The sequence below is a fragment of the Vibrio sp. JCM 18905 genome (assembly GCF_055393305.1).
In genome coordinates, this window is record NZ_AP043879.1 from 388,514 (window position 1) to 402,906 (window position 14,393).

Annotated in this window: 12 protein-coding genes; all 12 read left to right on the forward strand. The window is 47.0% G+C overall.

Going from position 1 to position 14,393, the window contains the following annotated elements:
• Positions 1 to 9: 9 nt before the first annotated feature.
• The 12 genes from rsmH to ftsA all read left to right on the forward strand — a co-directional run bounded on the left by rsmH (position 10) and on the right by ftsA (position 14,392).
• Entirely contained in the window at positions 10 to 960 is a 951-nt protein-coding gene (rsmH, locus tag ACZ5ZC_RS10050) for a 16S rRNA (cytosine(1402)-N(4))-methyltransferase RsmH (protein ID WP_006743238.1), read from the forward strand.
• Between the two features lie 5 nt (positions 961 to 965).
• Complete coding sequence (ftsL, locus tag ACZ5ZC_RS10055) at positions 966 to 1,283, forward strand: cell division protein FtsL (protein ID WP_012842154.1); 318 nt, start codon at positions 966 to 968, stop codon at positions 1,281 to 1,283.
• Positions 1,280 to 3,073: a penicillin-binding transpeptidase domain-containing protein gene (locus ACZ5ZC_RS10060; RefSeq protein ID WP_006743237.1), complete on the forward strand. Its 1,794-nt coding sequence runs from the start codon at positions 1,280 to 1,282 to the stop codon at positions 3,071 to 3,073. The genes ftsL and ACZ5ZC_RS10060 overlap by 4 nt, the downstream gene beginning before the upstream one ends.
• A gap of 62 nt (positions 3,074 to 3,135) precedes the next feature.
• Positions 3,136 to 4,617, forward strand: a complete 1,482-nt coding sequence (gene murE / locus ACZ5ZC_RS10065; RefSeq protein ID WP_464931890.1) for a UDP-N-acetylmuramoyl-L-alanyl-D-glutamate--2,6-diaminopimelate ligase — start codon at positions 3,136 to 3,138, stop codon at positions 4,615 to 4,617.
• Entirely contained in the window at positions 4,614 to 5,978 is a 1,365-nt protein-coding gene (locus ACZ5ZC_RS10070) for a UDP-N-acetylmuramoyl-tripeptide--D-alanyl-D-alanine ligase (protein WP_258507582.1), read from the forward strand. The genes murE and ACZ5ZC_RS10070 overlap by 4 nt, the downstream gene beginning before the upstream one ends.
• A complete protein-coding gene (gene mraY, locus ACZ5ZC_RS10075; RefSeq protein ID WP_005372931.1) occupies positions 5,978 to 7,060 on the forward strand; it encodes a phospho-N-acetylmuramoyl-pentapeptide-transferase in 1,083 nt (360 codons plus the stop codon). Before ACZ5ZC_RS10070 ends, mraY begins: the two co-directional genes overlap by 1 nt.
• A 39-nt stretch (positions 7,061 to 7,099) precedes the next feature.
• On the forward strand, positions 7,100 to 8,413 hold the full coding sequence (gene murD, locus ACZ5ZC_RS10080) for a UDP-N-acetylmuramoyl-L-alanine--D-glutamate ligase (protein WP_054867257.1): 1,314 nt from the start codon (positions 7,100 to 7,102) through the stop codon (positions 8,411 to 8,413).
• Positions 8,414 to 8,431: 18 nt separating this feature from the next.
• Positions 8,432 to 9,628, forward strand: a complete 1,197-nt coding sequence (gene ftsW, locus ACZ5ZC_RS10085) for a cell division protein FtsW (RefSeq protein WP_005396444.1) — start codon at positions 8,432 to 8,434, stop codon at positions 9,626 to 9,628.
• Complete coding sequence (gene murG, locus ACZ5ZC_RS10090; protein ID WP_054867258.1) at positions 9,615 to 10,682, forward strand: undecaprenyldiphospho-muramoylpentapeptide beta-N-acetylglucosaminyltransferase; 1,068 nt, start codon at positions 9,615 to 9,617, stop codon at positions 10,680 to 10,682. The genes ftsW and murG overlap by 14 nt, the downstream gene beginning before the upstream one ends.
• Positions 10,683 to 10,704: 22 nt before the next feature.
• Positions 10,705 to 12,162, forward strand: coding sequence for a UDP-N-acetylmuramate--L-alanine ligase (gene murC / locus ACZ5ZC_RS10095; RefSeq protein ID WP_005396442.1), 1,458 nt, complete (start codon positions 10,705 to 10,707; stop codon positions 12,160 to 12,162).
• Positions 12,163 to 12,354: 192 nt separating this feature from the next.
• Positions 12,355 to 13,137: a cell division protein FtsQ/DivIB gene (locus ACZ5ZC_RS10100; protein ID WP_012842151.1), complete on the forward strand. Its 783-nt coding sequence runs from the start codon at positions 12,355 to 12,357 to the stop codon at positions 13,135 to 13,137.
• Positions 13,130 to 14,392 carry a cell division protein FtsA gene (ftsA, locus tag ACZ5ZC_RS10105; protein ID WP_012842150.1) on the forward strand — a complete coding sequence of 421 codons (1,263 nt, stop codon included), beginning with the start codon at positions 13,130 to 13,132 and terminating at the stop codon, positions 14,390 to 14,392. The genes ACZ5ZC_RS10100 and ftsA overlap by 8 nt, the downstream gene beginning before the upstream one ends.
• Position 14,393: the final 1 nt, after the last annotated feature.

Consider the following 14,393-nt stretch of genomic DNA (forward strand, 5'->3'; position numbering starts at 1 on the left):
GAGAAAGCTATGACCGAAACCTTCCAACATATTTCCGTGTTATTAAATGAATCCATTGATGGCCTAGCTATCAAACCAGACGGTATCTATATCGATGGAACATTTGGCCGTGGCGGTCACAGCCGGACTATTCTATCTAAACTCGGAGAAAACGGCCGACTGTACAGCATCGATCGTGACCCTCAAGCGATAGCTGAAGCAGGCAAAATCAATGATCCTCGCTTCACCATCATTCATGGTCCATTTTCTGGTATTGCTGAGTATGCTGAAGAGTATGACTTGGTTGGCAAAGTTGATGGCGTTCTGCTGGATTTAGGTGTTTCTTCTCCGCAGTTAGACGACGCAGAGCGTGGCTTTAGCTTTATGAAAGACGGCCCGCTAGATATGCGTATGGACCCAACATCAGGTATTCCCGTATCTCAATGGCTAATGGAAGCTGACTTAGATGATATTACTTGGGTGATTCGTGAGTTTGGTGAAGACAAACACGCGCGCCGTATTGCCAAAGCGATTGTTGCCTACCGTGAAGACGAAGAAAATGAACCGCTGGTACGTACTGGCCAGCTCGCGAAGCTGATCTCAGATGCTGCACCCAAAAGCTTTAAAGAGAAAAAACACCCTGCGACTCGTGCGTTCCAGGCATTTCGTATTTACATCAACAGTGAGTTAGAAGAAATTGATACGGCACTAAAAGGCGCGGCAAGTATTCTGGCTCCTGAAGGTCGTTTATCTGTCATTAGTTTCCACTCTCTGGAAGACCGTATGGTCAAACGTTTTATCCGTAAAGAGAGCAAAGGACCTGAAGTGCCACACGGCATTCCAATGACTGAAGAGCAAATTCGTGCTCTTGGTAGTGCGAATATGAAAGCGGTGAGCAAAGCGATTAAGCCAAGCAAACAAGAAATTGAAATGAACCCTCGTTCGCGCAGCTCTGTGCTAAGAATTGCAGAAAAGCTTTAATTATTATGACGAAACCCACTCCTAACCTTGCTAAGTTGATTGCAACGGATCTTATCACCGTTGGTCGCTGGCCATTACTGTTGTTGCTATTGATCGTGGCATCGGCAATGGGAGTGGTATTTGCTACCCACCATGCGCGTCAAGCGATCACCGAAAAAGATCACACTTTGGTTGAACGAGAGCGTTTAGATAGCGAATGGCGCAACCTGATGTTGGAAGAAACGGCCCTCGCGGAACACAGTCGTGTTCAAGACCTTGCCAAAAAAGAACTTGAAATGAAACGACCTGATGGCGATAAAGAAGTGGTTGTCACGCTCAAATGATTAGAAAGAAAACCAACACGAAACCAAGCAACAAGCGTAAACCTGTCGCGAAAGAAAAAAACGCTTCGGGGGATACGAAAACCGAGAAAAAAGCAGTGAAAGTGGCGGTTGAAGAATCCTTTCTGATTCGTTGGCGCTTCCATCTATTACTGTTTTTTGTCTTTTGTGCATTTGCACTTTTGGTGGCGCGCGTAGCCTATATTCAAATCATTGAACCGGATAACCTGATTAAACAAGGTGACCTACGCTCGGTTCGTGTGAAATCCATCCCTTCTGCACGCGGTATTATTTCGGACCGAAATGGTGAGCCGCTCGCTGTCAGCGTGCCTGTTGAGGCCGTTTGGGCGGATCCCGCGACGATATTTAAAGAAAATGCCTTAAGCCAGACCAAGAGTTGGTATGCATTAGCGGATGTTCTTGGTGTTGACCGACAAGGGTTGATAGACAAGATCAAGCACAATGAAAAGCGCCGCTTTATTTACTTGCAGCGCCAAGTGAGTCCAGCCATGGCGAACTATATTCGTGAGCTAAAGCTGCCTGGTGTGGGTCTTAAGTCAGAATCTCGTCGTTACTATCCTGCCGGTGAGGTTAGTGCTCACTTAGTTGGGGTGACGGGGATTGATGGGCATGGTCTAGAGGGGGTTGAGCGTAGTTACGATGAGTGGCTTACTGGCGCCGCAGGTAAGAAAACCATTCGTAAAGACCGTTATGGTCGCGTCGTAGAAAACATTGCGTGGCAAGACAAGCAAGAAGGTAAGTCACTCCAGTTGACAATCGACCAGCGCCTACAGGCGATTGCTTATCGTGCGATTAAACAAGCCGTTGCGGACCATCGCGCCACGTCAGGCTCCGTTGTTATGTTGGACGTGAAAACCGGCGCCGTATTGGCCATGGTGAATGCGCCTTCCTACAACCCTAACAATCGTAGCGACTGGCAAAGCTATAAAATGCGTAACCGAGTGATCACGGACTCGATGGAGCCAGGCTCCACCATTAAGCCTTTCGTTATTTTAGCCGCCTTAGAAAATGGGGTAGCCGATAAAGATACCATCGTAGATACCGGTAATGGTGTACTTCGTTTAGGTGGTAGCCGAGTAAGAGATGTATCCCGCGTGGGTAAAGCGAGCTTGACCACGATCCTCAAAAAATCGAGTAACATCGGTGTGACGAAGCTGGCAATGCAAATGCCAGTAGAGGCGCTGCTCGGTCTGTACAGCTCTGTGGGCTTTGGTGAGCTTTCTGGTCTGAACCTCGTTGGGGAAGTGACTGGTATCTTCCCGACACGAACACGATGGTCTCCTATTGAACGTGCCACGATTGCGTTTGGTTATGGTCTATCGATAACGCCAATCCAGTTAGCGCATGCCTATGCGACGCTTGGAAATCTCGGCAAATACGAGCCAATCCATATTATCGAAAGCAATGATCATGACATGTCTCGCCAAGTAGTGAGTGCAAAGTACGCACGCCAGGTCTTGGACATGCTGGAAACCGTAACCCAAAAAGGAGGCTCAGCTCGTCGAGCGGCAGTTCCTGGTTATCGAGTGGGAGCCAAAACAGGTACCTCACGTAAAGCGTCTGCAGGTGGATACAGCGATGAGTACATCACTTATACGGCAGGGCTTGCTCCGGTTAGCGATCCGCGAATTGCATTGGTTGTGATCGTAAACGAGCCTCAAGGTGATGATTACTATGGTGGTTCGGTAGCGTCTCCTGTCTTCTCTGAAATCATGAAAGGCGCGCTACAAATACTCAATGTTGCACCAGACGAAAACAAATTCCAGCAGTAAGCCGAGTGGCTTACTGAGCAAACAAAATTAAGAAAACCTGAGCCAAAGCTCGGAGAACAAATATGACTAAAGCCATCAGTATGGACGTGCTGCTTTCCCCTTGGGTGGATTGCCCTAGCTTATCGTCCGTTCTTGTTTCTGAATTGGAGCTCGACAGCCGAAGAGTTCAGCCTGGAACCACGTTTGTTGCGGTGATTGGCCATGTTGTGGATGGACGTAACTTCATTGCTTCTGCCATTGAGCAAGGCGCCAATGCGGTTCTAGCGCAAGCCTGTGATCTAAAAGCACATGGCACGGTGGAAATCATCGATGACGTTCCCGTTATTTACCTCGATACGTTGGATCAACGTTTATCTGCAATCGCTGGAAAGCTCTATGCTTACCCAGAAATGGATTTGGTTGGTGTCACCGGTACCAACGGCAAAACCACTATTACCCAGCTAATTGCACAATGGCTAGAGCTACTTGGCCACAAAGCGGCAGTGATGGGCACGACGGGAAATGGTTTTCTCGACAATTTACAGCAAGCCACGAATACAACAGGGAATGCTGTAGAAATTCAGAAAACGCTCTCTTCTCTCGCAAATCAACAAGCCGCATACACCGCGCTAGAAGTTTCTTCTCATGGCTTAACGCAAGGCCGTGTCAAGGCATTGTCGTTTGCGGCGGGTGTGTTTACTAATCTAAGTCGTGATCACCTAGATTATCATGGCACGATGGAAGAGTACGCCAATGCAAAGCTGGGGTTGTTTACACAACATCAATGTGAACGTGCCATTATCAATGTCGATGATGAAGTCGGTCATGCATGGGCGTCGCAGTTAAGCAATGCGATTGCGGTGTCACTCAAACCGAACACTGAATTTGAAAGCGCAATTTGGGCGACAGATGTCCGTTACGCGGAGTCGGGGATTACTATCCAATTTGATGGTAAATTTGGCTCAGGTCAATTGCACGCGCCACTGATTGGTGAGTTTAACGCAACCAACATAATGCTCGCTTTTGCGACCTTATTAAGCTTGGGTAAGGATAAACAAGCGTTACTCGAAACCGCAGGTCAGTTACAACCTGTACTCGGCCGAATGGAGTTATTCCAAACAGAGGACCATGCCAAAGTCGTGGTCGATTATGCCCATACTCCTGATGCTCTAGAAAAAGCGCTGCAAGCTTTACGAGTTCACTGTGAGGGGCAGCTTTGGGCTATTTTTGGTTGCGGGGGCGATCGCGATGCAGGTAAGCGCCCAATGATGGCGGAAATTGCAGAGCGTCTAGGTGACAGAGTGGTTTTGACGGACGATAACCCACGCAGTGAAGATCCGGTTCAGATTGTAAAAGACATGCTATCCGGGCTGTCAAAACCTGCCGAAGCGATTGTGCAGCATGACCGTTTCAAAGCACTGTCTTATGCGGTTGAGAATGCTTCGCCAAAAGACATCATCTTGTTAGCGGGTAAGGGCCACGAAGATTATCAGATTCGGAATGGCGAAACGATTCATTACTCCGACCGTGAGTCTGCTATGCAGCTTTTAGGATTGTCCTTATGATCAAAGTAACGTTATCTCAAATTGCCAACATCACTCGCGGTGAGCTATTCGGCGATGATCTACTTATCGACGCGGTTTCTACTGACACACGAGCGATTGACAACGGTGCTTTATTTGTTGCGCTGGTGGGTGAGCGCTTTGATGCGCACAATTTTTGCCAACAAGCGGTGGATGCAGGCGCTGGTGCTTTACTCGTACAAAAACGTCTAGATGTGAATGTGCCACAAGTCGTGGTGTCGGACACCAAAATGGCACTGGGTGAGTTAGCCTCTTGGGTGCATCAAACTTGCCAAACACCTACCGTTGCCATCACAGGCAGTTGTGGTAAAACGACCGTCAAAGAAATGGTCGCGAGCATTCTGCAATTGAAAGGCAAAGTGCTGTTTACTGCAGGTAACTTCAATAATGATATTGGTGTTCCGTTGACGTTATTGCGCTCACAGCAGGATGACGATTATGCCGTGATTGAGCTTGGTGCTAATCATATCGGTGAAATTGCTTACACAACGCAGTTAGTAAAACCAGATATCGCGTTAGTGAATAATGTAGCCGCCGCGCACCTTGAAGGCTTTGGTTCTATTGATGGCGTGAAACAAGCCAAAGGTGAAATTTACCAAGGTCTTGCTGCAGGTAGTATTGCGATTGTCAATTTAGACAGCAATGGCGAAACAAAGTGGGAAAGCGTGCTGGCGGATAAGGAAGTTATCACCTTCTCACAAAGTAATTCTGCGGCTGATTACTATGCATCAAATATCGTGATGAATGTTGCGGGAGAGGCCAGCTTTAACCTACATATCGCAGCAAGCTCACAAGAAATTGAACTGTCTCTGGGTATTATAGGTCAACACAACGTGGCGAATGCAATCGCAGCTTCTATTATTGCGTTACAAATGGGCGCCACATTAGAAGAGGTTCGCGCTGGCCTTAAACATTTAAACAAAGTGAAAGGTCGCGTCGAGGTTGAAGCGCTGAGCGAAAAAATCAAATTGATTGATGACAGCTACAACGCAAGCGTGCCAGCCATGAAAGCGGCGGTTGACTTATTGGCTGCTTTCCCAGGTCAGCGCTGGCTGATTTTAGGTAATATGGCGGAATTGGGCGAGGAAAGTCTTGCACTTCATCGTCAAGTCGGGGAACATGCTGCCCCACAAAAATTTGAACATGTTCTCACATATGGTGCAGACGCCAAGGTGATCAGTGAGCTTTGCCAAGGCATTCATTTTGAGACGCACCAAGAGATGATTGAATACATCAAGCAGCATCTAGACCAAGCCGTTCCTGAAAACCATACGATTTTGGTGAAAGGAGCGAACGGTGCACGTATGTTTGAAGTCGCTGCTGCTTTGAAGGAGTATTATTAATGATTATTTGGCTTGCCGAGCTGCTACAGCCATACCTGTCTTTTTTCCGATTGTTTGAATACTTGTCTTTTCGAGCAATTCTAAGCGTATTAACCGCTCTGGGTCTGTCATTATGGATGGGACCAATCATGATCAAGCGTTTGCAAATGCTGCAAATTGGTCAGGTAGTACGTAACGAAGGTCCTGAATCTCACTTTAGTAAGCGTGGTACTCCAACGATGGGCGGTATCATGATCTTAGCGGCCATCTCAATCACAATCTTGCTTTGGACTGACTTATCCAACCCATATGTATGGGCAGTATTGACGGTCTTGCTTGGCTACGGTGCAGTCGGATTTGTTGATGATTATCGTAAAGTGGTGCGCAAAAATACCGATGGTTTGATCGCGCGTTGGAAGTACTTCTGGCAATCGTTGATCGCGTTTGTCGTGGCTTTTGCATTGTACGCTTACGGTAAAGACACTGCAGCCACTCAGCTCGTAGTGCCATTTTTTAAAGACATCATGCCGCAACTTGGTTTGATGTACATTATCCTGACTTACTTTGTGATTGTCGGTACGAGTAACGCGGTTAACCTGACCGATGGTCTAGACGGTTTGGCAATCATGCCAACGGTTCTTGTTGCTGCAGGCTTCGCGGTTATTGCATGGGCGACGGGTAACGTTAACTTCTCTGAATACCTTCATATTCCATACCTACCACATGCTTCTGAGTTGGTTGTCGTATGTACAGCAATCGTCGGTGCAGGCCTTGGTTTCTTGTGGTTTAACACGTATCCAGCACAAGTGTTCATGGGTGATGTCGGCTCACTAGCGCTTGGCGGCGCGTTAGGCACTATTGCTGTTCTCGTTCGTCAAGAGTTGGTGTTGGTGATCATGGGCGGTGTGTTTGTGATGGAAACGCTGTCGGTAATTCTACAGGTGGGTTCATACAAACTGCGTGGTCAGCGGATCTTCCGTATGGCACCGATTCACCACCACTACGAATTGAAAGGTTGGCCAGAACCTCGCGTAATCGTGCGCTTCTGGATTATTTCTATGGTTCTTGTTCTGATTGGTCTTGCGACATTGAAAGTGCGTTAATCGCACTTTCCAAGAACAAGATTTACAGTGTGATCAAATATGGAACGTTGGCAAAACATACATAGTGTTGTCGTCGTAGGGCTCGGTATTACCGGGCTCTCTGTCGTTAAACACCTAAGAAAAAATCAGCCACAGCTTGTGGTCAAAGTCATTGATACTCGCGTAAACCCTCCGGGTGCAGAGCGCTTGCCGGAAGGTGTTCAACTGCATAGTGGTGGTTGGAATACAGACTGGCTTTCTGACGCTGATCTTATCGTGACCAACCCTGGTATTGCGCTAGCGACACCAGAGATCCAAGCCGTATTAGCAAAAGGCACGACAGTAGTTGGTGATATTGAGTTATTCGCCTGGGCGGTGCAGAAACCGGTGATTGCGATTACGGGCTCAAACGGTAAGAGCACAGTCACCGATCTCACTGGCGTGATGGCCAGGGCCGCGGGTTTGGATGTTGGCGTTGGTGGCAATATCGGCGTTCCTGCCTTGGATTTACTAGAACATGACGCAGACCTATATGTGCTTGAACTCTCAAGCTTCCAGTTGGAAACAACGTCAAGCTTAAAGCTCAAAGCCGCTGCGTTTCTGAATCTTTCTGAAGATCATATGGACCGTTATCAAGGCATGTCTGACTATCGACAAGCCAAGTTGCGTATTTTTGATCATGCTGATCTCGCGGTAGTGAACCGTGATGATAAAGAAACCTTCCCAGATGCAGAGGTGCCATTGGTGACATTTGGCAGCGACAATCAGGACTTTGGTCTCGAGGTGGATGGCAATCGCACTTGGCTACTCGATCACGGTCAACGAGTCGTCGCAAGTGATGAGCTTAAGTTGGTTGGTAAGCACAACTTATCTAATGCTCTGGTTGCTTTAGCGCTATTAAAAGCTGCGGACGTAAACTATCACAACGCATTGAATGCACTTAAAAATTACACGGGACTGACACACCGATGCCAGGTGGTTGCGGATAATCAAGGCGTAAAATGGGTGAATGACTCTAAAGCAACTAATATTGCGAGCACTATGGCTGCGCTATCTGGTTTGGAGTCGACAGGTAAGCTCTACTTGCTCGTTGGTGGTGTTGGCAAAGGTGCTGACTTCTCGCCATTAAAACCGATCTTCGCGACGCTTAACTTGCAACTGTGCTGCTTTGGCGCTGATGGCGATGACTTTATGCCACTGCATGAATCTGCAATACGTTTCGACACCATGGAAGATGTGATTCAACAAGTATCTTCGCAGTTAAAACCAGGTGATATGGTGATGCTGTCTCCTGCATGTGCTAGCTTTGATCAATTCGACAACTTTATGGCAAGAGGTGATGCTTTCGCTGCTCTTGCTCAGAAATATGCATAATTAAAGGTTACACACTTCGTGGGTTTAGGTAACGTTAAACGCAGTATTGGTAATTGGCTCAAGCATCCAGCCCCAGAGGCGATGTTTGATCGTCAGTTAGTGTGGATTGCACTGGGTTTGATGTTGACTGGTTTGGTCATGGTAACCTCTGCATCATTTCCAATCAGCTCTCGATTAACGGAACAGCCGTTCCACTTTATGTTTCGTCATGCGACGTTTCTCGTGCTGGCGTTAGGAACCTCCGCTGTTATTTTGCAAGTGCCTTTGCAAGAGTGGTTTAAGAAGAGCCATTACTTACTTTGGGCTTCTTTCGCACTGCTGATCATCGTGCTCTTGGCGGGTAAGTCGGTCAATGGTGCGTCTCGTTGGATACCTCTTGGGCTGTTTAACCTTCAGCCAGCAGAGGTCGCGAAGCTATCGCTGTTTATCTTCATGTCTGGTTACTTAGTTCGAAAACAAGACGAAGTACGACAAACCTTCTTTGGTGGCTTTATGAAGCCAATCATGGTGTTTGCTTTCTTCGCAGTATTACTGCTTGGTCAGCCAGACTTGGGTACGGTCGTCGTGATGCTAGTAACATTGTTTGGCATGCTGTTTATCGCAGGCGCAAAACTGACTCAGTTTCTCGCGTTGATGGTGGCAGGTATCGGCGCTGTGGTAGGTTTGATTTTAGTCGAACCATACCGTATGCGACGAGTAACCTCCTTCCTTGACCCGTGGGAAGACCCATTTGGCAGTGGCTATCAGTTGACTCAGTCTTTGATGGCGTTTGGTCGTGGTGAATGGTTCGGTCAAGGTCTCGGTAATTCAATTCAAAAACTGGAATATCTACCGGAAGCGCATACCGACTTTGTGTTTGCCGTACTTGCTGAAGAGCTCGGTTTTGTTGGCGTTGTGTTGGTCTTAATGTTGATTTTTAGCTTAGTGTTAAAAGCGGTTTACATAGGCAAGCGTGCGTTTGAAGAAGGCGAAATGTTCGGCGGTTATCTGGCTTTCGGTATCGGTATTTGGTTTGCGTTCCAGACCTTGGTGAACGTTGGTGCTGCAGCCGGTATCGTACCAACCAAAGGTTTAACACTTCCGCTAATCAGTTATGGTGGTTCCAGTCTGATTATTATGTCCGTCGCAGTGTCCATATTGCTGCGTATCGATTACGAATGCCGCTTGAAACGCGAGCAACAACAATCAGAACAACAAACTAATGAAACAAAATAAACGTTTGATGGTGATGGCTGGTGGTACTGGCGGTCACGTATTCCCAGGGTTAGCTGTAGCAAAACAGCTGCAAGAGCAAGGCTGGGAGATCCGTTGGTTAGGCACGGCGGATCGAATGGAAGCGGACTTGGTGCCAAAACATGGCATTGAAATCGACTTTATCAAAGTGAAAGGGTTACGAGGTCAAGGCGTTAAACGTCTTCTTGCAGCACCATTTCAAATTATCAATGCCATTATGCAGGCTCGTGCTCACATGAAACGCTGGCAGCCAGACGCAGTACTTGGTATGGGCGGTTATGTTAGCGGCCCGGGCGGTATTGCCGCTTGGATGAGTGGCATTCCTGTTGTTCTGCATGAACAAAATGCAGTAGCAGGTTTGACAAACCAATGGCTATCAAAAATTGCTAAGAAAGTCTTTCAGGCCTTTCCTGGCGCGTTCCCTAATGCTGAGGTAGTCGGTAACCCAGTTCGTGAAGACCTAACAAGATTAGAAGCGCCTGCAGAGCGAATGCAAGATCGCCAAGGCCCAATTCGTATTCTGGTGATGGGCGGTAGCCAAGGTGCACGCATTCTTAACCAAACTCTGCCAGAAGTGATGGCAAAGTTGGGCGGTGATTACTGTATTCGTCATCAAGCGGGCAAAGGTTCCGCCGAAGAAGTGAACGCAGCATACCAAGCTAATGGTGTGGTAAATGCAGAAGTCACAGAGTTCATTGACGACGTAGCAGAGGCTTATGCATGGGCTGACCTTTTAGTTTGTCGTTCAGGGGCGTTAACCGTTTCTGAAGTTTCTGCTGCTGGCGTTGGTGCGATCTTTATTCCTTTTATGCATAAAGATCGCCAACAAGCACTGAATGCCGATCATCTAGTAGAATGCGGCGCAGCGAAAATGATTGAACAACCAGATTTAACCGTTGAGTCTCTGACTCAGCAGATCCAACAATTGGATCGCCAAGCTTTACTTACGATGGCTGAGCAAGCGCGTGGCGCTGCTAAATTGAATGCCGACCGAGTTGTCGCACAAGCCATTGTCGCTTTGACCGAAAAGCGTTAACGAATTATTGAGAATAGAATTGATGACAATCCAACATACACAAGACTTAGCTCAGATTCGCGCCATGGTGCCAGAGATGCGCCGCGTGAAATCCATCCACTTCATCGGTATTGGTGGTGCGGGCATGAGCGGCATTGCAGAAGTGCTGTTGAATGAAGGCTATCAAATCACGGGTTCTGACTTATCAGAAAACCCTGTGACAGAGCGTTTAGTATCAAAAGGTGCGACGGTATTTATCGGGCACCAAGCTAGCAATGTTGAAAAAGCCAGTGTGGTTGTGGTTTCAACCGCTATCAACGAAGAAAACCCAGAAGTGATGGCTGCGCGGGAGTTACGTATCCCTATTGTACGTCGTGCTGAGATGCTCGCTGAGTTGATGCGCTTCCGTCATGGTATTGCCGTTGCGGGCACGCACGGTAAAACGACGACGACGGCACTCGTGACACAAATCTATTCTGAAGCAGGCCTTGATCCAACGTTTGTAAACGGCGGCTTGGTGAAAAGCGCTGGTACAAATGCTCGTTTAGGCTCGAGTCGTATTCTAATTGCCGAGGCGGATGAGAGCGACGCGTCATTCCTGCACCTGCAACCAATGGTAAGTATTGTCACCAATATCGAAGCCGATCATATGGATACTTATGGTGGTGACTTTGAAACGTTAAAGCAAACCTTCATTGATTTTCTACACAATCTACCGTTCTACGGCCAAGCTATTGTTTGTATTGATGATCCTGTGGTTCGAGAGTTAATCCCACGTATTAGTCGTCAAGTGATTACTTACGGTTTCTCCGCAGATGCTGACGTACGCATTGAAAACTATCGTCAAGAAGGTCAGCAAGGCAAATTTACGGTAGTACGTAAAGGGCGTGCCAACCTAGATATCACTCTGAACATTCCAGGTCGTCACAATGCACTTAATGCGTCGGCTGCGATTGCAGTGGCTACCGAAGATGACATTGAAGACGATGCAATTCTAAAAGCAATGGCCGGAACGCAAGGCACGGGACGACGTTTTGATCACCTTGGCGAGTTTGATACCGGTAATGGTCATGCCATGTTAGTGGATGATTACGGACACCACCCAACAGAAGTTGATGTGACCATTAATGCTGCGCGAAGCGGTTGGCAAGATAAACGTCTCGTTATGATTTTCCAACCACACCGTTATAGCCGTACTCGTGATCTGTACGATGACTTTGCGAATGTGCTAGAGCAAGTTGATGTATTAATCATGTTGGATGTTTATGCCGCAGGTGAAAAGCCAATTGCAGGAGCTGATGGACGTTCATTGTGTCGCACAATTCGCAGCCGAGGTAAGGTAGATCCGATTTTTGTTCCAGAAATCGAGCAATTACCTTCAGTTTTAGCTAACGTTATACAAGACGGCGACCTAATCTTAACGCAAGGTGCGGGTGATGTTGGTAAAGTGGCGAAACAACTGGCAGGTCTTGAATTAAATATAAACAAGATGCTTGGTTAACACAGATTGTTGGCGCGAAGGACAGATAAAGACTCAGATCTCGATTTTGCGTCAATATCATTGTGATTTATTGCTATCAGTGTTTGATAGTTTACAAGAGCTCAGTATAATCCCAAGGTTAAAGTCAAGACTTTTACCTCTGCGTAATTATGTGGGTAAAAAGTACACGACAAAAGTCAGGAAACGAAGACGTTGTTGAATATTGCACTGAATGACGAGCGACCAAACACGGATAATAACCGTGGTCGCCAAGAGAAAATCTTGGGTGCGTTATTTTTCGTTGTGGTTGTGACCTTAATTAGTTCTGTTTTGTACTCGGCGATCAGTTGGATGTGGGATGACCAAAGGTTACCTCTCTCCAAAATAGTACTTCAGGGAAAACTGGAGTATGTCCAAGCTGACGATGTGCAGGCTGCATTTAGTCGAATAGATCACATCGGTACATTTATGTCTCAGGATATTGATGTATTACAGCAAAGTGTCGAAGCTCTGCCATGGGTGGCGCATGCCGCAATCCGAAAGCAGTGGCCGGATACAGTAAAAGTTTTTTTGACAGAGCATCAACCTGAAGCCATTTGGAATGGCAACGAACTGTTAGATAAAAATGGGTTTGTTTTTGATGGCGATGTGGCTCTGTTACAAGAAGAAAAAGTGAAACTGTACGGACCCAAAGACAGCGGACCAGAAGTCTTACAGACTTACCGTGATTTGAGTCCTAAGTTTCAGCAATTGGGTTTAGCGATATCGTCTCTGGTATTAAACGAGCGACGAGCTTGGCAAATCATCCTTGATAACGGTATTCGATTAGAGCTCGGTAAAGAGTCTCTTCTTGAGCGTATAGAGCGATTTTTTAAGCTCTATAACAAGCTTGGCAGTGACACGCAAAGAATCAGTTATATCGATCTTAGGTACGATACAGGAGCCGCAGTTGGTTGGTTTCCTGAACAAGAGTTAGAAGAGAGTACAGATGACTAAGGCCGCTGATGACAACATTATTGTTGGTCTTGATATAGGCACTGCAACCGTATCGGCTCTAGTGGGTGAGGTTCTACCAGACGGTCAAATTAATATTATTGGCGCAGGTAGTAGCCCTTCACGTGGCATGGATAAAGGTGGCGTGAATGACTTGGAGTCGGTTGTAAAATCAGTACAACGTGCAATTGATCAAGCTGAATTGATGGCCGAGTGCCAAATCAGCCGAGTCTTCATTTCGTTGTCTGGTAAGCATATCGCAAGCCGAATTGAAAAAGGTATGGGCACGATTTCAGATGAAGAAGTGTCTCAAGAAGACATGGATCGCGCTATCCATACCGCAAAATCGATTAAAATCGGTGATGAACAGCGAATCCTTCATGTGATTCCGCAAGAGTTCACCATTGATTACCAAGAGGGAATCAAAAATCCGCTTGGTTTATCTGGGGTAAGAATGGAAGTAAGTGTCCACCTTATCTCATGCCATAATGACATGGCACGCAATATTATTAAGGCGGTAGAACGATGCGGCCTTAAAGTAGAGCAACTCGTATTTTCTGGGCTTGCTGCAAGTAATGCAGTAATCACCGAGGATGAAAGAGAGCTTGGAGTTTGTGTGGTGGATATTGGCGCCGGCACGATGGATGTGGCCATCTGGACTGGCGGTGCGTTACGTCACACAGAAGTATTTTCGTACGCAGGAAATGCTGTAACCAGCGATATTGCTTTTGCTTTTGGTACGCCAGTGAGCGATGCTGAAGAAATAAAAGTCAAATATGGCTGTGCTTTGAGTGAACTGGTCAGTAAGGATGACACGGTTAATGTACCAAGCGTAGGTGGGCGACCATCACGTAGTCTGCAACGTCAAACGTTGTCAGAAGTGATTGAGCCACGCTACTCTGAGCTTATGGGACTGGTTAACCAAACTATTGACTCTGTACAAGCGAAATTGCGCGAAGAGGGTATAAAGCACCATCTAGCTGCGGGAGTTGTACTCACCGGCGGTGCTGCGCAAATGGACGGAGTGATAGAATGTGCGGAACGCGTATTCCGCAATCAAGTAAGGGTCGGCAAACCGCTCGAAGTCAGCGGATTAACTGACTATGTAAAAGAGCCGTACCATTCTACGGCAGTTGGATTACTTCATTACGCAAGAGACATGCAGTCTAGCGACGATAGCGATTATAATGAACCTAAACGCTCATCTGTTACTGGCTTTTTCGATAAATTGCGTAACTGGATACAAAAAGAGTTTTAAC